Annotated in this window: 22 protein-coding genes, 1 pseudogene and 2 riboswitches; of the genes and pseudogenes, 15 read left to right on the forward strand and 8 right to left on the reverse strand. The window is 53.8% G+C overall.

What is annotated here, in order from left to right:
* Positions 1 to 11: 11 nt before the first annotated feature.
* From M3G15_RS10145 to M3G15_RS10175, 7 genes are all read left to right on the forward strand, one after another.
* Positions 12 to 497 carry a cell wall elongation regulator TseB-like domain-containing protein gene (locus tag M3G15_RS10145; RefSeq protein WP_009226970.1) on the forward strand — a complete coding sequence of 162 codons (486 nt, stop codon included), beginning with the start codon at positions 12 to 14 and terminating at the stop codon, positions 495 to 497.
* 254 nt (positions 498 to 751) lie between these two features.
* Positions 752 to 1,285, forward strand: a complete 534-nt coding sequence (locus tag M3G15_RS10150) for a hypothetical protein (RefSeq protein WP_009226969.1) — start codon at positions 752 to 754, stop codon at positions 1,283 to 1,285.
* Entirely contained in the window at positions 1,278 to 2,780 is a 1,503-nt protein-coding gene (locus M3G15_RS10155; protein ID WP_260070804.1) for an AAA family ATPase, read from the forward strand. The genes M3G15_RS10150 and M3G15_RS10155 overlap by 8 nt, the downstream gene beginning before the upstream one ends.
* Before the next feature lie 137 nt (positions 2,781 to 2,917).
* Positions 2,918 to 3,790 (forward strand): 3-hydroxyacyl-CoA dehydrogenase family protein, encoded by an 873-nt coding sequence (locus M3G15_RS10160; protein WP_260070805.1) that lies wholly within the window; start codon positions 2,918 to 2,920, stop codon positions 3,788 to 3,790.
* Complete coding sequence (locus tag M3G15_RS10165; protein WP_009226966.1) at positions 3,787 to 4,992, forward strand: acetate/propionate family kinase; 1,206 nt, start codon at positions 3,787 to 3,789, stop codon at positions 4,990 to 4,992. The genes M3G15_RS10160 and M3G15_RS10165 overlap by 4 nt, the downstream gene beginning before the upstream one ends.
* Before the next feature lie 62 nt (positions 4,993 to 5,054).
* On the forward strand, positions 5,055 to 6,350 hold the full coding sequence (asnS, locus tag M3G15_RS10170) for an asparagine--tRNA ligase (protein ID WP_009226965.1): 1,296 nt from the start codon (positions 5,055 to 5,057) through the stop codon (positions 6,348 to 6,350).
* Between the two features lie 26 nt (positions 6,351 to 6,376).
* A complete protein-coding gene (locus tag M3G15_RS10175) occupies positions 6,377 to 7,069 on the forward strand; it encodes a DnaD domain-containing protein (protein WP_009226964.1) in 693 nt (230 codons plus the stop codon).
* A gap of 59 nt (positions 7,070 to 7,128) precedes the next feature.
* Here the strand turns inward: M3G15_RS10175 and M3G15_RS10180 are convergent, their stop codons facing one another.
* Positions 7,129 to 7,497, reverse strand: coding sequence for a DUF423 domain-containing protein (locus M3G15_RS10180; RefSeq protein WP_009226963.1), 369 nt, complete (start codon positions 7,495 to 7,497; stop codon positions 7,129 to 7,131).
* Positions 7,498 to 7,615: 118 nt separating this feature from the next.
* Positions 7,616 to 8,776, reverse strand: coding sequence for an asparaginase (locus M3G15_RS10185; protein WP_260070806.1), 1,161 nt, complete (start codon positions 8,774 to 8,776; stop codon positions 7,616 to 7,618).
* A gap of 430 nt (positions 8,777 to 9,206) precedes the next feature.
* Here M3G15_RS10185 and M3G15_RS10190 point away from each other — a divergent pair, with 430 nt between their 5' ends.
* The 7 genes and pseudogenes from M3G15_RS10190 (at position 9,207) to M3G15_RS10220 (ending at position 13,514) form a co-directional block, all read left to right on the forward strand.
* Entirely contained in the window at positions 9,207 to 9,671 is a 465-nt protein-coding gene (locus tag M3G15_RS10190; protein WP_036645861.1) for an RNA polymerase sigma factor, read from the forward strand.
* A complete protein-coding gene (locus M3G15_RS10195; protein ID WP_260070807.1) occupies positions 9,668 to 10,108 on the forward strand; it encodes a hypothetical protein in 441 nt (146 codons plus the stop codon). The genes M3G15_RS10190 and M3G15_RS10195 overlap by 4 nt, the downstream gene beginning before the upstream one ends.
* A gap of 58 nt (positions 10,109 to 10,166) precedes the next feature.
* A complete protein-coding gene (locus M3G15_RS10200) occupies positions 10,167 to 11,258 on the forward strand; it encodes a membrane protein (RefSeq protein ID WP_009225901.1) in 1,092 nt (363 codons plus the stop codon).
* Positions 11,259 to 11,375: 117 nt separating this feature from the next.
* A pseudogene (locus tag M3G15_RS10205) lies at positions 11,376 to 11,561 on the forward strand (response regulator); the annotation flags it as partial.
* A gap of 247 nt (positions 11,562 to 11,808) precedes the next feature.
* Complete coding sequence (locus tag M3G15_RS10210) at positions 11,809 to 11,991, forward strand: ABC transporter permease (RefSeq protein ID WP_397376608.1); 183 nt, start codon at positions 11,809 to 11,811, stop codon at positions 11,989 to 11,991.
* Positions 11,992 to 12,008: 17 nt separating this feature from the next.
* Positions 12,009 to 12,644, forward strand: a complete 636-nt coding sequence (locus tag M3G15_RS10215) for a DedA family protein (RefSeq protein WP_009225904.1) — start codon at positions 12,009 to 12,011, stop codon at positions 12,642 to 12,644.
* Between the two features lie 15 nt (positions 12,645 to 12,659).
* Entirely contained in the window at positions 12,660 to 13,514 is an 855-nt protein-coding gene (locus M3G15_RS10220; RefSeq protein ID WP_260070808.1) for an undecaprenyl-diphosphate phosphatase, read from the forward strand.
* A gap of 34 nt (positions 13,515 to 13,548) precedes the next feature.
* Here the strand turns inward: M3G15_RS10220 and gcvPB are convergent, their stop codons facing one another.
* From gcvPB to gcvT, 3 genes are read right to left on the reverse strand one after another with little or no spacing between them, the layout of a single operon-like run.
* Positions 13,549 to 15,066: an aminomethyl-transferring glycine dehydrogenase subunit GcvPB gene (gene gcvPB, locus M3G15_RS10225; RefSeq protein WP_260070809.1), complete on the reverse strand. Its 1,518-nt coding sequence runs from the start codon at positions 15,064 to 15,066 to the stop codon at positions 13,549 to 13,551.
* Entirely contained in the window at positions 15,054 to 16,418 is a 1,365-nt protein-coding gene (gene gcvPA / locus M3G15_RS10230; protein ID WP_260070810.1) for an aminomethyl-transferring glycine dehydrogenase subunit GcvPA, read from the reverse strand. Before gcvPA ends, gcvPB begins: the two co-directional genes overlap by 13 nt.
* Positions 16,419 to 16,437: 19 nt before the next feature.
* A complete protein-coding gene (gene gcvT, locus M3G15_RS10235) occupies positions 16,438 to 17,568 on the reverse strand; it encodes a glycine cleavage system aminomethyltransferase GcvT (RefSeq protein WP_260070811.1) in 1,131 nt (376 codons plus the stop codon).
* A 90-nt stretch (positions 17,569 to 17,658) separates the two neighbouring features.
* Positions 17,659 to 17,778: riboswitch (glycine riboswitch) on the reverse strand.
* A riboswitch (glycine riboswitch) is annotated at positions 17,779 to 17,877 on the reverse strand. It abuts the riboswitch before it with no gap.
* Between the two features lie 212 nt (positions 17,878 to 18,089).
* Between gcvT and gcvH the strand changes: the two genes are divergently transcribed.
* Entirely contained in the window at positions 18,090 to 18,518 is a 429-nt protein-coding gene (gene gcvH / locus M3G15_RS10240; RefSeq protein ID WP_050769789.1) for a glycine cleavage system protein GcvH, read from the forward strand.
* Between the two features lie 104 nt (positions 18,519 to 18,622).
* Here the strand turns inward: gcvH and mtnB are convergent, their stop codons facing one another.
* The 3 genes from mtnB to M3G15_RS10255 form a co-directional block, all read right to left on the reverse strand.
* Positions 18,623 to 19,297, reverse strand: a complete 675-nt coding sequence (gene mtnB / locus M3G15_RS10245; protein WP_260070812.1) for a methylthioribulose 1-phosphate dehydratase — start codon at positions 19,295 to 19,297, stop codon at positions 18,623 to 18,625.
* 69 nt (positions 19,298 to 19,366) lie between these two features.
* Positions 19,367 to 20,227, reverse strand: coding sequence for a pyrroline-5-carboxylate reductase (gene proC, locus M3G15_RS10250; RefSeq protein WP_260070813.1), 861 nt, complete (start codon positions 20,225 to 20,227; stop codon positions 19,367 to 19,369).
* A 48-nt stretch (positions 20,228 to 20,275) separates the two neighbouring features.
* Positions 20,276 to 21,523, reverse strand: coding sequence for a glutamate-5-semialdehyde dehydrogenase (locus M3G15_RS10255; protein WP_009225912.1), 1,248 nt, complete (start codon positions 21,521 to 21,523; stop codon positions 20,276 to 20,278).
* Positions 21,524 to 21,538: the final 15 nt, after the last annotated feature.

Genomic DNA, 21,538 nt, shown 5'->3' on the forward strand with positions numbered 1-21,538 from the left:
GGAAGAGTAGCTTGAGGAAGCGAACGAAATGGATCCTGCTGTCCCTCGTGATTCTGTTGATCGTGCTCCTGGGTCTCCACCGGTTTTATCTATACATTCATGAGGATACGTGGAAAGCCGAAAGAGCCGCTATCCAGCAGGCGAAGCAGGAGACGGATCTCGTCCGGGGCGACAAGGTTTGGAAGTCGGTATGGGATGAAGTTACCTGGGTCGTGCAAGGGGAGGATGCATCCGGCCGCCAAATGATGGTCTGGTTAAGGGAAGGACATGATCCAGAGGTACGCTTGCTGTCCGATGGCAAGTCCGAGAGCCAAATGCGTGAGATCATCAAACAATCGTTGCCGGGGATCCGGGTGGTTCGGCTGCTGCCAGGCATATACAATAACCAATTGGTGTGGCAGCTGTTCTATAAAGAGAAGGACCACCATTATTATCGGTTTTTCAGTTTCACGACCGGCGAAGCTTTGCCGGAAGTGTTCACCCTGCCGAACCGCTGACAGGGGGGCTATGGATCAATCATAAATAAACGGTTTCGTTGTTTAGGCGAAGAGCCTGAATCGCGGAACCGTTTTATTTTTTGGCTTGAGAAAAAGTAGCATTTCGGGGTAGAACTACTAGCGTTCATTTTTAAATATCTTCACACTTTTCTTCGAAATTTGATATACGATGTGATATACTCATATTTGTAGTTTTGATATACGGGAATATATATCACAGAGTTGATAGTTTATATAGATAAGGGGGGCATCACGTGAAACTGCGTATTGGACCAATTGCTGCAAGCATTGCTATTTCCGCCCTTGTATTATTTGGTGGATGGTTCCTATATCGGCAGTGGGCGATTGAGCGTCCGCTGGAGAATATTGTGAAGAGTGTAGATGGAGTAAATCATGTCGATATGAACGTGAAAGCGGACGAGCTGGAGCTTAAGCTGAATTTAAAGCCGGGGACGGATCTTGGTGCTCTGGTGCGTCAAATTGAGAAGAACGGGGAGAAGCAAATCGGTAGCCGAACTTTGAAGCTGGATATCGAGGATCATTCTTCGCCGGAACTTGACCAGCTGTGGGAAAACGCCATGTTTACCGTTGCTCAGGCTATGGAAAATAAGCAATATACACAAATTACAGCTGCATTGAAACAGATGGAGCAAGAAAACAGCAAGCTGAAAGCTACGGCAGAGATGGATGAGAAGAACGTGTATATCACCTTAACGGACGGACAATACAGCAAATTTATCATTTTGCCTCGTTCGCCGGAACGGATGGGGGTATGGCCAAATGCGTAAATGGATGATTGAAGCCGCGCTTGGCTTTATTCTCGTACTGATCGTGTTTCTGGCAGTGATCGGCGTTAACGTGATTCCGCTCGTTACGGCCATCGTGTTGTTCGGCGCAGTATTTACAATGCTCAAACTACGTGGCGGCATCACGATTGGAGCTGCCCAGGAACGGAAACGCAAAAAGCGCGGGCCGGCGAAGCTAACCTTCGAGCAGATCGGCGGTCAGGAGAGCGCCAAGCAGGAGCTTCGCGAAGCGCTGGACTTCATGGTGCGCCATGAGGAAATCAGCAAGTTTGGTATCCGGCCGATCAAAGGGATTTTGCTGACCGGGCCTCCCGGAACCGGGAAAACATTGCTGGCCAAAGCGGCGGCGCATTATACGAACGCGGTGTTTGTGGCCGCTTCCGGCAGTGAATTCGTTGAAATGTATGTCGGCGTGGGGGCAAGCCGGATTCGTGATCTGTTTAAGGAAGCCAGAACCCGCGCGGTTAAGGAAAACAAAGAAAACGCGATTATTTTCATTGATGAAATCGAAGTGATCGGCGGTAAGCGGGAAGGCGGACAGCAGCGTGAATACGATCAAACGCTCAACCAGTTGCTAACGGAAATGGACGGCATCTATACGTCCGACACGCCGCGGATCTTGCTGATCGCGGCGACCAACCGCAAGGAGATGCTGGACAGCGCGTTGCTGCGGCCGGGCCGTTTTGACCGGCATATCCAGGTTGATTTGCCAGACAAGAAGGGACGCCGTCATATCCTCGAACTGCATGCAGCCAACAAACCGCTGCGGGAGGACGTTGATTTGGACAAAATCGCCGAAGAATCGTTTGGCTTCTCCGGTGCTCAACTGGAAAGTGTGATGAATGAAGCGGCGATCTATGCGATGCGGGATGGCGTGGATCAAATCACTCAGGAACATTTGTCGGTTGCAATCGATAAAGTGCTGATGGGTGAGCAGACCGACCGGCAGGCCGCCGAGGAGGAGAAGCGCCGCGTGGCCATCCACGAATTGGGCCATGCGATTGCCGCGGAGGTTGTTGCCCCAGGCAGCGTCAGTCAGGTTGCATTAAGCCCGCGCGGAAGAGCGCTGGGGTATGTCCGGCACAATCCGCAGGACGAGAAGTACTTGTACACCAAATCGTATTTGGAAGGTCAAATTATGATCGCCTTGGCCGGGGCAGCCGCAGAAGAAATTTACTACGGCGGGCGCAGCACCGGGTCAAGCAACGATTTCGAGCAGGCGTTAAAGATCGTGCATACGATGATGACGTCGGGGCTGACCGAGCTTGGAATCGTGAATATGGACATGGTGACGACCGAGGTGCTGATGAACGAAAATACGCGAATTTTGGAGGATCTTGCCGCCAGAACAAAGCGGTTGCTCGAACAGCATTCAGCAGTTTTCGACAAATCCTTAGAGATATTGTTAAAAGAAGAACGTCTCTCCGGCGAGCAATTTCGTTGTCAATTTCGTGACAGCGCCCATTTACCGGCATAATTCATGATGCCGGTTATTTTTTTTTACTTTTTCTTCGTGCTAAGATATTATTATATGTTGGGTGTTAAAAGATGTATGTTTCGACATCTGGAAAACCATATTATGTACAGATGATGAAAGGATGGAGCGAGAGGACCATGAATTACAAACGAATTGGTGTCATCGGCGGCGGCACAATGGGTCAAGGCATCAGTGAAATGCTGGCTGCTAAAGGGCTGGACGTGTTGCTCGTGGAGGAGACAGCCGATAAATTGGATCATGCATATAACATGATCGAGACGAGTTTGGAGAAACAGCTCGAGAAATGGGCGATCACAAAAGCGGAGAAGAAATTGATCTTATCCCGTATTCATAAAGTTACACACTTTGCCGAACTCGGTACCTGCGATATGGTGATCGAGACCATTTCGGAAGATTTGAATGCCAAAAAAGAGGTATTCAAGCAACTGGACCAAGTTTGTCCAAGCAACATTATTTTAGCAAGTAATACATCCACGCTGAGTTTGACCGAGATTGCCGGCGGAACGAAATATCCGGAGCGCGTCATCGGCATGCACTTTATTTATCCTGTTGCCAAAATCAATCTGGTGGAAATCATCCGCGGTCTGAAAACTTCGGATACGACGTTTGAAGAGACGAAGCGGTTCGTTGAAGAGGTCGTGGAGAAACGCGGCATCATGGTATACGAATCTCCGGGCTTTGTAACATCCCGGATTATTTGCGTTATGATCAATGAAGCGCTGCATGTACTGGGCGAAGGCGTTGCTTCCGCAGAAGAAATCGATGAAGCGATGCGCATGGGTTACCAATTCCAATACGGTCCGCTGGAAATGGCCGACCGCTTTGGTCTGGATTCGGTGCTGGCCGCTTTGGAACGGATGTTCCGCGAATTTGGTGAACTGAAATACCGTCCTTCCTTCGTGCTCAAGAAAATGGTCCGCGCCGGCAATTTGGGTGTTAAAACGGGCGAAGGCTTCTTTAAATACGATAAGGACGGTGATCGGCTGTGAAAGTGCTAGTTATTAATGCAGGAAGCTCCTCTTTGAAATATCAGCTGTACGATATGACGAATGAGTCCGTTTTGGCCAAAGGCCTGGTCGAACGGATTGGCATGGATTCCTCGATCCTGACCCACAAACCAACGGGTAAAGAAGAAGTGACGGAGGTCAGTGAAATTCTGGAGCATACGACGGCGATCCGTAAAGTGCTTGAGAAATTGACCGACAAAGAGCATGGCGTTCTGTCCTCGGTTGATGAGATTCAAGCGGTAGGTCACCGCGTCGTGCATGGCGGCGAAGCGTTTAAAGGTTCTGCCCTCGTTACGCCGGAAGTTAAAGCTGAAATCCGCCGCTTGTTTGATCTGGCGCCGCTTCATAACCCGCCGGCGATCATGGGGATCAATGCGTCTGAGGCGAATATGCCAGGCGTTCCAAACGTAGTGGCCTTTGATACGGCCTTCCATCAAACGATGGAAGAGAAGGTGTACTTGTACCCGATTCCGAAGGTATTGTACAAGAAGCATCGCATCCGCCGTTATGGCGCGCACGGCACTTCGCACCAATATGTCAGCCGTGTGGCAGCGGAATTTTTGAACCGTCCGATCGAAGAGCTGAAGATCATCACCTGCCACATCGGGAATGGAGCCAGCTTGACTGCGGTTAAAGGCGGAGTATCGGTGGATACCTCCATGGGTCTGACGCCTTTGGAAGGCTTGATGATGGGTACGCGCAGCGGTGACTTGGATCCAACGGTCGTTACCTTTGTGATGAATAAGGAAGAGCTGTCCATCAGCGAAGTGAACTCGATGCTGAACAAGCATAGCGGTCTGCTCGCCATCTCCGGCAGCAGCAGCGACATGCGGGACATTACAGACGGCTGGGAAGCCGGCAAACCCAATGAAACGCTGGCCTTTGAAATGTACGAATATCGCCTGCGCAAATACATCGGTGCGTATGCTGCGGCAATGAACGGGGTTGACGTCATCGTCTTTACGGCCGGCGTCGGCGAAAACTCGGCAATCGTCCGCGAGAAAACCTGTGAAAACCTCAGCTATTTGGGCGTTGAGCTGGACAAAGAACTGAACAAGGTTCGTTCCGGGGAACCACGCCGGATCTCGACTCCGAACTCCAAGGTTGAGGTTTTGGTCATCCCGACCAACGAAGAGCTGATGATTGCTCGCGATACGCTGCGGATCGTGCAGGAATCGAAGTAAAATACGGCGAATTTAAACCTATGGGTTTTAAATATCGTTATCGTTAGAGGAGAGATATAAGCATGGCGGTCAAAACTGTGATTCGTCAAGTGAATGAGCATGTCGGGGAACAGGTCGTCATCGGCAGCTGGCTCAATAACAAACGCTCCAGCGGTAAAATTCAATTTTTGCAGCTTCGGGATGGCACGGGTTACATCCAAGCCGTTGTTGTAAAGAACGAAGTGTCCGAGGAAACTTGGAACAAGGCGAAGAGCTTGACCCAGGAATCCTCGATGTACGTAACGGGTGTGATTCGTGAGGAGCCGCGAAGCAAGTCCGGTTATGAAATGACGGTTTCCGACATTGAAATCATCCAATTGACCGAAAACTATCCGATTACGCCTAAAGAACACGGGGTCGATTTCTTGATGGACCATCGTCATCTGTGGCTTCGTTCCTCGAAGCAGCGGGCGATTATGGTCATTCGGGCTGAAATTATTCGCGCCGTGCAAGAGTTTTTCGATCAAAACGGGTTTACTTTGGTGGATCCGCCAATCCTCACGCCAACTTCAGCGGAAGGAACCACGAACCTGTTCCATACGAAATATTTTGACGAAGACGCCTATCTGACGCAAAGCGGCCAGCTCTACATGGAAGCTGCTGCGATGGCGTTAGGGAAAGTGTACTCCTTCGGACCGACGTTCCGTGCTGAGAAATCCAAGACGCGCCGCCATTTAATCGAGTTCTGGATGATCGAGCCGGAAATGGCCTTCACGGATCATGAGGAAAGCTTGAAGATTCAGGAGAACTTCATCACTCATGTGGTGCAATCGGTATTGAAAAACTGCCGGGCTGAGCTGGAAGCGGTAGGCCGCGACGTGTCCAAGCTGGAAGCAATCCAAGCGCCGTTCCCGCGGATCACGTATGACGAAGCGATCGAATACCTGCATTCGCAAGGCTTTGATATTCCTTGGGGTGAGGATTTCGGGGCGCCGCATGAAACGGCGATTGCCGAACGTTACGACAAGCCGGTATTTATCACCCATTATCCGGCGGGAATCAAGGCGTTCTATATGAAGCCGGATCCGAATCGTCCGGAGGTCGTGCTGTGCGCCGATATGATTGCTCCGGAAGGCTATGGGGAAATTATCGGCGGCTCGCAACGGATCGACGATCCGGTTCTGATGGAGGAACGCTTCAAGGAGCATAACCTGTCGCCGGAAACGTACCAATGGTACCTGGACCTGCGTAAATACGGCTCGGTGCCGCATTCCGGCTTCGGCCTCGGATTGGAGCGGACCGTTGCTTGGATCTGCGGTCTGGATCACGTACGTGAGACGATTCCGTTCCCGCGGATGCTGTACCGGTTGTATCCATAAGGCAACTAGTGAAAGGTGAGCTTGCTATGGCCATGAAAGAAGGCAACAACGCTTGGGCGAAGGGAATGGCTTTTGGGATGGAGGCGGGGATGGTGAACGTCCCTTACCCGCTGCTCGCCCATTACCGGAAGCTCCGTTTAAGCGATACGGAAGCGATGTTGCTGATCCAGCTACTGGCTTTCCAGCAAATCGAGCGTAACGATTTCCCGTCGATTGAACAGCTGGAATCACGGATGGACATGGCACCCGGAACGCTTGCCCCGGTCATTCGCGGTTTATTGAAGGAAGGCTGGATCAGCATCGACGAGACGGTTGATGAAGCAACCGGCATCCATTCGGAGCATTATAATTTGCACGGAATGTACGAGCGGTTGGGCGAGTGGCTGGCTGCGCAGCAACCGGCCGCGTCCGGCCACAAGCCGGTAAAATCCGATCCTGAAGTTCGTGAGGAGCCGGAACGGAATCTATTTGTCATCTTCGAAAAAGAATTTGCCCGTCCGCTTTCGCCGATGGAATGCGAGACGATTTCCAGCTGGGTGGACCAGGACCGTTATCCGGAAGAACTGATCCGTTTGGCGCTGAAGGAAGCGGTATTCGCCGGAAAGGTCCATTTCCGGTACATTGACCGGATATTGCTGGAATGGAGCCGCAACCGCGTGCGTACAGCGGAGGACGTCAAAGCTTATACGCAACGCTTCCGCGGAGGGTTGCGATCATAGGGCGAAGTAATAGAGTGCCTTCTCCAAGAGGAGAGGGCACTCTTTTTTGTGGGGATCTTTTAGCCCTGAATCACAGCGATGACAAAGATTACCCAGCCCGCGAGGAAACTAACACCGCCTAGGGGCGTGATGGCGCCCAGCTTGCGGATGCCGGTCAAGCTCAAGGCATACAAACTGCCGGAGAACAGAATGATCCCGACAAGCAGGAGCCAACCGGCGAGGACGATTAGACCTTCGCTCTCGAGCTGTGCTGCGGTAAGACCCAGCAGAATTAACCCGATTCCGTGGGCGATATGGTATTGGATGCCGGTCTGGTATGTTTTCTGCCGATCCTCGGTCAAGCGGTTTTTTAGGGCATGGGCGCCGAAGGCACCGAGTGCGACTGCGAGGAACATCATGATTCCGCCCAAAGTAAGCAGTAAAGTCATTTTGGATCAACACCTCCACCCAAATCTTACCGATTCCCCACAAGCTCGTCAATCGGGCGAAAAAACAAGCAGCGTGTTCATAGTGAACGCGCAGCTTGTTTTATGGAGGTAGCCCTACTTATTTGGCCGGAAGCTCAATTTGGCCGTACCCAACCGTGGTGAACCAATCCTTGACCGTATCGAAGTCATTGGAGAAGGACAAGCACAAGAGCAGGAGAATTCGGGCATGAGCCGCATTCAGGTTGTCGCCGGCGATAATACCTTCACCGCTGGAATAGTTGCTGCCCGAGCCGGTCCGGGTCGTCGTAACGAACACGACGCCTTTCTCGATGGCGGCTTTACGCTCCTCGGTCATGGCCTTCGAGATGCCGCCTGCCCCGGTGCCAGCCGTAACGATGCCTTTGGCTCCATTGGCGACAAATCCGCTGATCGCACCTGCACCTGCATCTTGATAGGAGTAGGCGATTTCGACCTTCGCCAAGTCCTTTTTGCTGATTTTGCTCAGATCAAACGGAGTTGCCCAATCTGCAGCGGATTTCAGAGCGCGGAATGGTGCGCGGTAAACGCGGATTGTTTTTTCGTCGATATATCCAAGAGCCCCAATTTCCGGAGTCACGAACGTATCGGTACGGTAGGAGTTCGTTTTCGTAACTTCGCGGGCGGCATGGAATTCGTCGTTCAGCATGACGACGGTGCCGAAATATTTCGTCTTGCCGCTCGCCGCCAACTTAATCGCATTATAGAGGTTGGCTGGAGCATCCGTCCCGATCACTGTCCAAGGCCGCATAGAACCTGTGACAACGACCGGTTTTGGACTGCGTACGGTCAGATCTAGGAAGTAGGCGATTTCTTCCATCGTATCCGTACCGGTTGTAACCACTACCCCATCTTGCGTTTTGAGTGCTTCATCTACTTTCAAAGAAAGATCATATAATTGCTCGATCGTATAGGCGCTGGAACCAGAGTTACCGAATTGATAAGTAGAAACTTCAGCGATTTGATCTTTATTTGGGAGGGAGGCTACCAGATCGGCAATCGGCAGCGAGCCGGCTCGATAGGTTTGGAAGCTCGTTTCATCCGTGGATTGCCCGGCAAGCGTGCCGCCGGTGGCGATGACCTGTACTTTCGGCAGCTTCTTTACAACTTCGGTCGCGGTAACGGTACCTGTAACCGTTTCGGCTGCAGAAGCTGGAGAGAGATATAAATTGGGGAGCAGTGCGGTCACGGCGAGGCCGGTGACTAATAAGGTCTTCAAATTTCGAGATGTCCACTTCTTCATTCCATCAACCTCCAAGATGTTTTTTTAGTTAACGATATGTAATTAAACCTGACGCAAAATTCGTTAACTTGAGAGAAATTATAGTTTGATGTCATGTATATTGACAAACGAGTTGAAAGGCGAATAAAACGCTTAAACCTATGAATATCAAGCATTTACACTTTCTATGTTGATCACGACAGTTGTTTTAAAATATTTAAAATATCCAAATTCAATGTAATATTTTATGACATTGATTTCATTTTCGGTAGTTTGTAGCACTTTTGCGGGTTCAAACGTTTTTTCAAATAGTGTGCAGGGGCAGGGCGGACAACCGTCGTCAATATGTTGGGAGGAGGGGAGAGTTATTGATGAAAGATCGTTTGTTCTAAGATTTCAGCAGGGAGATCGCAGCGTCTTTCCGTGGCTGGTCCAGGAATATGGGACCTATGTGTACCGGGTAGCCTATTCGGTGCTACATGATGCGAAGGAAGCGGAGGATGCTGCGCAGGAAACCTTCCTGCAAATCTATAAATCTCTCCCGGAGTATCGCTCTCAAGGTCTCAAGACCTGGATGACCCGGATCGCCGTCAACAAGTCGATCGACATCAAGCGGAAGAGGGACCGGCGCAAGGAAGAGCATTGGGACCCGGCGGATCTGGACCTGCACGCAACGGATTCGGATGAAGGCAACTTGTTTGGGTTAATCGATGCCGAGCGGACGGTGGAGGTCCGTCAAAGAATTGCTGCGCTTCCGGCGGGGCATCGCCAGATCGTCACGAAATTTTACCTGGAAGGCAAAAGTCATGAGCAAATCGCCGCAGAGTTAGGAGTGGCGGTGAAAACGGTGGAATCGAAGCTGTACCGGGCAAGGGCCTATATTCGCGAGCACTGGTCAAGGGAGGATTGGGGATGAGCCAACAAAACCCAGAGAATTTGGCGTTATGGCGCAGTTATATATGCGGCGAACTGGATGCGAACACGGAGTCGCGCTTGGAAGCCTTGCTGCAAGGGGATGAGGCGGCCTTTACCGCTTATGCTGCTGCACTATCCTCCTTGGAAAGCGAGCTTCCGGGACCAAAGGATGAAGAAGCCTATCGGCAATCGATCATAGAGCAGCTTCCGCATGCAAGGGAGAGTAAGGCGCGAACCAGCAGCCGCAGAACCTGGAGTCGTCATCCGCTGCTGCACTATGTAATCGCGGCAACTTTGACCGCATTGCTGCTGGGAAGCGGTGTTTTTGATCATATCGCGTTAAAAAGCAATCAACTGATCCAACGTCCGAATTCATCCTCTCTGAGCGAGCGGATGATGAAGGCAACAACCAGTTGGTTTGACAGCTGGCAACGATAACAAATTCATTTTCTATGGAAATGTCATGAAGTGATGATAGAGGAAAGGAAGATAGCATATGCCGTATGAGCGAAATCGACTGTTAGCTTTACTGTTAAACTTCATCCCCGGTGTGGGGCATCTCTACTGGGGCAAAAAAGGAAGGGGAATCACGTACCCGATCCTGTTCTTCGGCGGGATATTTTTTGGATTCGCCGTTTCAATCGCCGCGCATAGCGATGACCTCGCCATACTCACGCTGATCGCCGCCGCCATCTTATGGCTGTTCTCGATGTTTGATCTACTGATCATCATGCTTCGAGAAACGCCGGAGGAACGGGCTTACCGGGAGCATGTTCGGCAGATGACCGGCGAAGGAAGAGAGTCGGAGAAATTCTTTACCATTCTGCTGTCGTTTGTGCCAGGCTTGGGCCATTTTCAGCTGGGACTCATGCAGCGGGGGCTTTCATTTTTGATCGCCTTTTTCGGCTTGATCACGATGATGTTCTTTGTGACTGGAATTACGCATGAATCGGTATTTTTACTGTTCCTTGGTTTGTTGCCGATCATTTGGCTGTACAGCATGTTCGACGCAGTGCAGCTGGTGCACCGAAAATTGGCGGGGGAGCCGCTTGTTGACCGAACCCCCTTTGACGATTGGGAGGCCGGCCGAATTGAGGGGCGGCGCAGCAAGGTGCTGGCGACGATGCTGTCTGCATTTCCTGGGGCAGGTCAAATGTACCTCGGGCTGCAGAAACGCGGACTGCAGATGATGGCTCTGTTTCTGGGCAGCTTTTACGTCATTGACGTGCTGCGGTTATCGGTGTTTTTATTCATCATCCCGATCATCTGGTTCTATTGCTTCTTTGACGGCCTGCAGCAGACGAGCCGGTACGGTATCTTGCCGATGGAGGATCGGCCGCTCATGGAAACCCGCGGCGAATACCAGCATTGGCTTGGCATTGCGCTTATTCTGCTAGGAATCTATTTCGTTGGGATGGAACTGATCGTTCCGATACTGGATACCCATTTCCCTGAGCTTCACATCTATTCTCGAATTGAAAAATACCTCCGGCCCACGATCGTCGCCGTCCTGCTGATCGGCGGGGGAATCAAACTGCTCGCCCGGCCGAAACGGCGGAATATGCTTTGGAGCGACGAGGAAATCTAACACTTAGATGACGATATGAGAGGTGACAGCTTCACGGCTAAGCCTCTCTATTTTATTTCTGGGGGCGATATTTGCTACAATGCTAGGAGTGGGATTGCTAGAATAAGGAGAAACGTTATGTTCAAAATCTATATTGCGGAAGACGACAAGCCGCTAGTAGAGCTGCTGGATGTCAACCTGCCGAAATACGACGGCTACTATTGGTGTCGCCAGATCCGCAACTTATCGACCTGTCCAATCGTGTTCTTGTCGGCACGTGAAGGGAAGATGGACCAGGTGATGGCAGCTGAAGGTCCGCGAGATCGGCGTTACACAGCATGTCGCCATCCCCGAGAATCTTAACGATCACCGCCGGCGATCGGGAGGGTTCGTTCTCCGGGATGGTGGTCAGTGATGCCTTGTTGGAACGGCGCATGGCGGCTTCGGCGGAGGAGGGCGGAGGGGTGCGTATGGACCGGTTCACCGGGTTTTACGTGGATGCTCCGGAGATCACCCGCGGTCTGGCGAACTTGCGCGGATCATTTCCCGCCAGGCGGGACTGTTGTTCTTCGTGCCGATGGCGCTGGCCATTATTCATAGCCTGTTTGCGTTTAAGGCCATGCAAAACTTGTTTAACTTCTCTGTCGCTTGGCAGACGGTGTTGATCTTGGCTAGCTTTTTGCTGGTGCAAGTGGTCTACTTCTTCTTTATTCGGTCCCGATACTTACGCAACGTCAAAAAAGCGATTCGCTAAAATACTGGAGGTACAACGTGGAGAACTGGATTACAGACTTTATGGAGAGGTTTGGCTATTTTGGCGTCTTCCTGCTGATTGCCCTGGAAAACGTATTTCCCCCGATTCCGTCAGAGGTGATCTTAACATTTGGCGGATTTATGACCACCTATACGAGCTTAACGCCGGCAGGGGTTGTCGTCTTCTCGACGCTGGGTTCGGTGTTTGGCGCTGTGATCCTGTACGGGATCGGATATTTGGTGAACGTTGACCGATTGGAAGGGTGGATCGATCGTTACGGCAGGTTCTTGCGCCTGAAAAAAGAAGACGTCCGCCGCGCGGATGCCTGGTTTGATCGGTATGGCTATCGGACGGTGCTGTTCTGCCGGATGGTCCCGCTGATTCGCAGCTTGATCTCCATCCCTGCCGGCATGTCGAAAATGAAATTTGGCCTGTTCTTGCTGTTCACCACGATCGGGACGCTCATTTGGAACGTGGCGCTTGTCTTGCTTGGTGCAGCGGTAGGGGGTTCCTGGTCAGAAATCGTCGCCTTTATGGACGTGTATTCCCACATCGCCTATGCGGTTATTGCTTTAGGTGTGCTGTTGGTGGGCTTTCTCTGGCTGCGCCGGAGAAAAAAGGAGCAAAGCGGCAACATCAAAATAGAGAGATAAGGAGAAACCTAGGAAATGAACTTGTTGGAACTCATAAAAGCGATTATTCTTGGCCTGGTGGAGGGACTCACGGAGTTTGCGCCGGTGTCCTCCACAGGGCATATGATCATTGTGGATGATATGTGGCTGAAAACCGGGGAGTTGCTCGGTTCAAAGTATGTGGCGAACACGTTTAAAGTCGTGATTCAACTCGGCTCGATTTTAGCCGTCCTGGTCGTGTTCCGCAACCGATTTATCGATTTGCTGGGGCTGTCGCGCTGGATGCCGGGGAGGGCCAAAGGGGCAGCAACAGCCGGACAGGGCGGACCACGGTTGAAGCTGATGCAGGTGATTGTTGGGTTGATTCCTGCCGGAATTCTTGGCGTGTTGTTTGAGGATTTTATCGATGAGCACCTGTTTTCCACCGCAACGGTGTTGATTGGACTGGTGATTGGGGCGCTGCTGATGATCGCCGCCGACCGGTTCGCGCCAAAGCGCGCAAGCGTGGATACTGTTGACCAAATTACGTACAAGCAGGCGCTCGGCATTGGGTTGTTCCAATGTCTGTCGATCTGGCCGGGCTTCTCCCGTTCGGGTTCGACGATTTCCGGCGGGGTGCTGCTAGGTTTGAGCCACCGGGCGGCGGCCGATTTCACCTTTATCATGGCTGTTCCCATCATGGCCGGGGCCAGCTTGATTTCACTGGTGAAGAACCTGGAATACTTTACGATCGATGCGCTGCCGTTCTTTGTAGTCGGTTTTATCAGCGCCTTCGTGTTTGCGTTGTTGGCGATCCGGTTTTTCCTGAAGCTGATCGACCGCATCAAGCTGGTGCCGTTTGCGGTGTACCGCATTTTGCTGGCGCTTGTGATCTGGGTTGTTTATTTCTAAGTTGTATGCAAAAAACAATTATGTTTGTTTGGGCTTAGCCGCAAGCACAGTTCAGCACCGGCTTCCGGGCGGCGCCGGTTTCGTCCAGGCGCGTCACCGGGGTGGTGTGCGGGGCGCTCCGCAGCATTTCCGGATTCGTTTCGGCTTCCTTCGCGATGGCGATCATGACGTCGATAAAGCCGTCCAGCGTTTCCTTGCTTTCGGTTTCCGTCGGCTCAATCATAATGCATTCCTCTACGTTCAGCGGGAAGTAGATGGTTGGCGGATGATAGCCGAAATCCAGCAGCCGCTTGGCGACGTCCAGCGTGCGGATGCCGTATTTCGCCAGCCCGCTGCCGGACATCACGAATTCGTGCTTGCACAGTTGATCCGGGTACGGCAGCTCGTAATAAGGCGCTAAACGCTTCATCATATAGTTGGCGTTTAACACGGCATTTTCCGAGACTTGGCGGAGTCCATCGGGACCTAAGCTGCGGATGTACGCATACGCGCGGACGAGGATACCAAAGTTGCCGTAAAAAGCTTTCACCCGGCCAATCGAGCTGGCCGATCCGCTCGTGGCGCCACCTGCTGCCTCTTCGGAACGTGCGCCGCGGATGGTATACCGTCCGGATTCGTCTTTGACGATCCTCGGTTCAGGCAGAAACGGAATCAGCCGCTCCTTGACGCCAACTGGACCGGCTCCCGGACCACCGCCGCCATGCGGGGTGCTCATCGTTTTGTGCAGGTTGAGGTGCACCACGTCAAAGCCCATGTCGCCGGGGCGGGCGATCCCCATGATGGCGTTGGAGTTTGCGCCGTCATAATACAGCAATCCGCCGGCTTCGTGCACGATGTCGGCGATCTCCAGGATCTGTTCCTCGAACAAGCCCAGCGTGTTCGGGTTGGTGAGCATCAGCGCAGCCGTGTCCTCGCCAACGGCAGCGCGCAGCGCGTCCAGGTCCACCATGCCGCGCTTGGTGGAAGGGATGGTCACCGTCTCGAAGCTGGCGACCGAGGCGCTGGCCGGGTTCGTGCCGTGCGAAGAGTCCGGCACGATCACCTTGGTGCGTTTCTCGCCGCGGCTTTCGTGGTAGGCGCGGATCATCATCAAGCCGGTCCATTCACCATGGGCTCCAGCCGCCGGCTGCAGCGTCACCGCGTCCATGCCGGTGAGTCCGGCCAAATCCTGCTGCAGGCGGTACATCAGCTCGAGTGCCCCTTGTACGCTTTCCTCCGGCTGGTAAGGATGGATTTTCGCCAAACCGGGGTAACGCGCGACGTCCTCATTGACCTTCGGATTGTACTTCATCGTACAGGAGCCCAGCGGATAAAAGCCGTTGTCCACCCCGAAATTCCGGCGGGACAACGCGGTATAATGCCGAATCACGTCCACCTCGTAAACTTCGGGAAAAGCGAGGCCTTCGCTCCGCAGCATGCCCTGCGGCACGAGATCTTCCTTCGGGACGGTCGGAACGTCGCATTCCGGCAGAGAATAGCCGATCCGCCCAGGGCGGCTGCGCTCAAAAATCAACAGTTCATCGGATTTCGTCGTCTCTTTTATTTCGAGCATATTGATTCCTCCAGTACGCGGGCGAATTGGTCAATTTCTGCTTTGCTGCGCTTCTCCGTCACGGCGATCAGCAGATGGCCGGCGAGTTCGGGATAGCTGCGACCCAGATCGTACCCGCCGATAAAGCCGGCGGCAAGCAGATCCCGCTGCAACTGAGCCGGGTCGGTGCCCTCCGGCAGCCGAAGCACAAACTCGTTGAAGAACGGCGACTCAAAAGCGGCGCTTACGCCAGGGATGGCGGTGAACACCTGTTTGGCATAATGGCTTTTCTGCAAATTCAGCTCCGCAACTTCGGCCATTCCTTGCTTGCCCATCACGGATAAGTAGACAGAGGCAGCCAAGGCAAGCAGGGCCTGGTTGGAGCAGATGTTGGAGGTTGCTTTCTCGCGGCGGATATGCTGCTCACGGGCTTGCAGTGTCAAGACGAACCCGCGCTTGCCGTTGCGATCGGTGGTCTGCCCGACGATCCGGCCGGGGATCCGGCGCATATGCGCTTCCGATACGGCGAAGAAACCGCAGGTTGGTCCGCCGAAGGAAGGAGCCAGCCCCAGCGGCTGGGCGTCGCCAACGACGATGTCGGCTCCAAGCTTGCCCGGCGCTTCCAGCAAGCCAAGTGCGAGCGGATTACTGCTGACGATCAGCAAGCTCCCTTGGGCATGGGCCAGTTCGCCGATGGCACGAAGATCCTCCAGGGAGCCAAAGAAGTTCGGGTTCTGGATCAAGACGGCAGCGGTGTCCTTGGTGACGGCCGCAGCAAGTGCCTCACGATCAATTACGCCTTGCTCCCAGCCAACCTCAACGATCTCCAGATTCAGACCGTGAGCGTAGGTGGCGAGCACCTCGCGTGCTTCCGGATGGACGGTGCGGGAGACGACAAGCTGTTTGCGTCTGGTGGCAGCCGCGGCCAGGTTGCCGGCTTCGGCTAAAGCGGTAGCTCCGTCGTACATGCTGGCATTGGCGACCTTCAGTCCGGTCAGCTCGCAGATGTACGACTGGAATTCGAAAATCGCCTGCAGCTCGCCTTGGCTAATTTCCGGCTGATACGGCGTGTACGCGGTATAAAATTCCGAACGGGACACGACGTGCTGAATGACGGAAGGAATGTGATGGTCATAAATCCCGGCACCAAGAAAGCTGGTGAATCGGTCGGTGTCGGCATTACGACCGGCAAGTTCTGCTAAGTGGCGGGTCAGCGCGTATTCGTCTAAACGAGGGGATACCGGGAGTTCACCTTGAATGCGAATGCTCTCCGGAATGTCCTTGAACAGCTCTTGGACGGAGCTTGCTCCGATCGTTTGCAGCATTTCCGCTTGGTCTTGTTCGGTTAACGGCAAATAACGATGTTTTAGCATCTGATTTCGTGTTCTCCTTTCACCGCTTGGCGGCAGGGTTTCGGCGATAGAACGGCAGCGGGACGACCTTGGCCTTCAGCCGCTTGCCGCGGATGTCGACCTCCACAATCGTGCCGGGTTTGGTATAGCGGTTGGTGAGGATCGCCATCCCGAGGTTTTTTTTCAGGGTAGGCGATTGCGTGCCTGTCGTGACTTCTCCGATCGGTTCCTCAGAGCCTTCGGCAAACACCGGGTAATGCGTACGCGGAATCCCGCGATCGATCATCTCCAGGCCGACGAGGCGGCGAGGGATGCCTTCATCCCGTTGTTTGATCAATGCATCGCGGCCGATGAAGTCGCCTTGCTCCAGCTTCACGAATCGGTTTAAGCCCGCTTCGAGCGGGGTGATCTCAGGTCCCAATTCCTGGCCGTACAGAGGCAGGCAAGCTTCGAAGCGCAGCGTATCTCTAGCGCCCAGCCCGGCCGGGAGAAGGCCATGGCTCTCCCCGGCCTCCATCAGTATGTCCCAAAGCGCTTGCGCTTGCTCGGCTGCTACATACAACTCAAATCCGTCCTCGCCGGTATACCCGGTTCTGGACAGCAAGGCAGGTATGCCGGCAATCCGCGCTTCCCGGATAAATGTGAACGGACGCAAGGCCCCTGGATCCTCCCCTTCGCTAAGAGGGGAGAGGAGGGAGGCGGCCAGCGGCCCTTGAACGGCAAGCAACGCCGTCTCGTCGGAGGCGTTCCGCATGGTTACACCTTCAGCAGGAAGGTGCTGCTGCAGCCAGTCCCAGTCTTTTTCAATATTCGAGGCGTTGACCACCAGCATGTACTTGCCTTCATCCAGTTGATAGATCAACAGATCGTCCACCACGCCGCCATCGGGATAGCAGAGCAAGGTGTATTGGGCTTTCCCCGGCTGAAGCAGAGTCACGTCGTTGGTTGTCATGTGTTGCAAAAAGCGTTCCGACTCAGGGCCCTCCACGAAAAATTCGCCCATATGCGATACGTCAAACAGACCGGCGCGCTCGCGCACGGCTTCGTGCTCTTTCTGGATGCCGCTGAACTGCACCGGCAGCTCCCAACCGCCGAAATCGATACAGCGGACTCCTTCATAACGCGCATATCCGGGATAGAGCGGCGTACGCCGCAATGCGGATTCGGACATTACCATCACCTCGTAAGGGCCGGATCGGCCAATTTTTGAGAACAGCAAAAAGGACAGGCCAAAGAAAACCCGCTAGCCTACCTAACGGTTCTTCCCGGCTCTGTCCCTTGTACCTGAGAGTTACCCTGTGCTAAGGCTCGAAGCTCGCGCAGGTTTCCCCTTGGGTGATTCACGTAGAGGACACCTCTACGTGAATGCTCTCCAGAGTTGCGTCCGGCAGAGGTCCTTTTGCCTGAGAGATTCACCGCTTCGCGGCTTGCTCCTTCGGCGTTACAATACGGTAATTGTAATCTCTCCCCCTGCCATCAACCGCAGCTTACACATCTCATTAATACTCAAAAACCGCCTAGATGTCAATAAAGTTATCATAATAATTTTAATTAAATTCGTTTACTGGAAAAGGCTACGCTTACATTTTGCTAGACTCTATCAAATGTGTTAATAATATTGACATAAGAGCTAGGTTTGGAATAATCTGAACGAGGGAAATACGAAGATAGATAATTCACAATGTGTAAGGTATGCTAGATCATCCGAAAGAGGAGGAGCAAGCTTTGGCTAGTGAGATCAGGGAAAACGTGTTGTACAGCGATGAGCATGAATGGGTGCTTGATTTGGGGGATGGGACGGTGAAGATCGGCATCTCCGACGTAGCCCAACATCGGCTGGGCGACATCGTGTTCGTGGAGCTGCCCGAACCGGGGCAGGAATTCGAAGCGCAGGAAGGCATCGGAACGATCGAATCCGTTAAGACGGTCGCCGATTTGTTTACGCCGGTCAGCGGGACTGTGCTGGCGGTGAACCGGGAGCTGGATACCGCGCCGGAGCTCGTGAATGAAGAGCCGTACGACGGGGGCTGGATGGTTCACATTCGTTTGAAGGAAGACGCAAACGTCGCGCTGGCGAATTTGATGGACGCGAAGGCGTATGCGGAATTTATCGAGAGATAAAGCAAGATTTCGGGCAAAGTAAGAAACTCGCGGTCAGCGTAATCGCGGAAGCCGCTGATGTTCGGTCAGCATAACTCCGCTATCGCTTGTCGCGAGTTGTTTTTTTAGGCATGATGCCCTTTGGGGGGCAACAGCAGGGAACGGTACAGCGCTTCAAACATAAATTCCAGCGCTTCCAGATGGCGCTTGGCCTTGGTGATGTTAGCCCCCCAGGCATAGATCCCGTGATTTTGCAGCAACAACGCGGGCACACTTGTATCCAGACTGCCCGGGATTTGCTTGAGGATGGCAGGGAGCTCGGCGGCGTTTGGCAGAATCGGCACTCGGATCTCCGCTTGCGTCTCCCATATCTCTAGGCTTTTGAGCAGTTCGTTTCCCTTGAGTGGGACGCCGCCATCCGCTGCGAAATAGTCGCTGAGCACATTATTGAACGTCGTATGTACGTGCGCGATCGCGCCGCAGCCGGTCATCCGGTAGATTCTCGCGTGTATCGGTGCGTCGGCGCAAGGCTTGAGCCGCGTTGGCTCACAGGGCGCGCCGGCGGAATCGACGAACAGCACGCCTGCCGGAGGGGAGGGTGCCGCTGACAGCTCCGACTTATACGTCTCGTCGGCTGTTACGGCAAACACGAACCGGTCCGGCGTATACCGGCCGACCCTCATCGACAAGCTGCCGCTGGAAGCGGGGAACCAACCGCGGGCGGCGAACTCCTCCCGCAGGCGTTGGATGGCGTCCAGCGCCGCTTGTTTTTCTTCCCATGGGATATCGACGTAGTTCATGCTGCCGTCCCCCTTTCATACTGGCCTTAAGTGCATTGCCGGCCATCGCTGCACCACACAGCTTCGCTGCTACAACAGCGCTTGTCTCACGGCTTCGCCCATTTCTTTCGAGCGTTCGGCAGCCCGGTGGACCGCAGCCTTTACGTTCGGCTGAAAGCTGCCGGCTTCCAGCACGCCGATCGCCGCTTGCGTCGAACCGTTTGGCGAGGTGATGTCCGCACGCAGCTTGGTAGGCGCTTCGCCGGTTTCCGACATCATGAGGGCAGCGCCCAGCACCGTTTGCACGGTAAGCTCGCGGGATTGCTCTGGTGTTAGCCCGCCTTCGATGCCCGCTTCAATCATCGCTTCCATCAGATAATAAACATATGCAGGTCCGCTCCCGGATACGCCCGTCAAAATTTCCATTTGTTCTTCAGGGATAACGCTAACCATTCCAACGGCTTCAAACATCGACAAGACTTGGGCGCGCTGCGCCTCGGTGGTCTCCGGAGAGAAGGAGATCCCGGTAGCTCCATGTCCGATGGAGCAGGAGGTGTTTGGCATCGTGCGAGCCACTGCGACCGGACTGCCAAGCAGGACTTGAATCGTCGCGATAGATAAGCCGGCGATCAGGGAGACGATCAACTGACCCTCGCGCAGAAGCGGTCCAAGTTCAGCCAAAGCTTCGCCGGCGTCCTTCGGCTTCATCGCCAGGACGATAATCGATGCATCCCGCAAGTAGACCCGTTTCGCGTCCTCTTCAGCCGCTGTTTGTACCTGGTAGGTTTGCGCTAAATAATCGAGCCGTTCCCGGTTCGAGCGATTCAGCATCACAATTTGATCCGCGCCAGCAACTTGCTTATGGAGCAAGCCGCGTACGATCGCTTCAGCCATCGAACCCGCTCCATAGAAACAGATGGTGGAGGCGGACAAAGTGGGTATGGTATTCATAGCATATGACCTCCGGTTTTAATGGTGGAAAAAAAGGGGGACACCCCGTTACTGCCGGATTTGTCCGTTCCCCTGGATGATATATTTACTTGAGGTGAGCGCAGTTAGGCCCATCGGTCCGCGGGCATGCAGCTTTTGGGTACTGATGCCGATCTCTGCGCCGAACCCGAACTCGAAGCCGTCGGTGAAGCGGGTAGAGGCGTTGTGGTAAACCGCCGCAGCGTCCACTTCTTGCTGGAACCGTTCGGCATTCGCGCTGTCCTGGGTAACGATGCACTCGGAGTGCTTCGTGCCAAAGCGGGCGATATGCGCCATCGCTTCGTCCAGGTTGCGAACGATTTTAACGTTGAGAATATAGTCGTTGTACTCCGTGGCATAATCTTCATCCGTCGCTGGCGCAGCCCAAGAGATTAGCTGTCTTGCAGCCTCATCTCCCCGCAGCTCGACCCCGGCTTCCTTGAAACGGTTCGCCAGCTCGAGCAAATGTTGTTCAGCGAATGCCTCATGCACCAGCAGCGTTTCCATCGAGTTGCAGACCGACGGGCGCTGAACTTTGGCATTCATAGCGATCTCCGTCGCCATCACGGGATCGGCCGAGGCATCCAAGTACGTATGGCAGATGCCGGCGCCCGTCTCAATGACCGGGACCGTGGCGTTTTGTACGACCGTTTGAATCAGAGAGCTGCCGCCGCGCGGAATCACGACGTCCAGCAATCCGTTTAGCTTTAGCATTTCGTCAACGGAGGAGCGGTTCGGATCCTCGATCAGCTGGACGGCATCGACCGGAACTTGAGTTCCCGCAAGTGCGCTATGGATGATCTCCACGATTTTTCGGTTGGAGGACAGCGCGGAGGAGCCGCCGCGCAGCACAACGGCGTTGCCTGTCTTCAGGCATAAGCCCATCGCATCCACCGTCACGTTTGGCCGCGCTTCATAGACGATCCCGATGACGCCAAGCGGGACACGGCGTTTGATGATATGCAGCCCGTTCGGACGGTCGATCGTCTCCAGCACGTCGCCAACCGGGTCGGGCAACTCGGCGATTTGCCGCAGTCCTTCAGCGATCCCTTCAATGCGCTCATGGGTTAATGCCAGGCGATCCAGCATGGAGGAAGACGTCCCGTTGTCGCGTCCCCGCTGCAGATCCTCTTCATTCGCCGCGAGTATCGCGTCGCTATTGCGTACCAGCGCATCGGCGACTGCCAGCAGAGCTTCGTTTTTTTGCGCCGTTGTCAAACGATTTAGGACGGACACGGCCGTTCCGGCCAGCTTCGCTTTTTCTCTCACTTCACTCATTTAGGTATACCTCCT

The sequence above is a fragment of the Paenibacillus sp. p3-SID1389 genome (genome assembly GCF_025151705.1).
GTDB lineage: Bacteria > Bacillota > Bacilli > Paenibacillales > Paenibacillaceae > Fontibacillus > Fontibacillus phoenicis.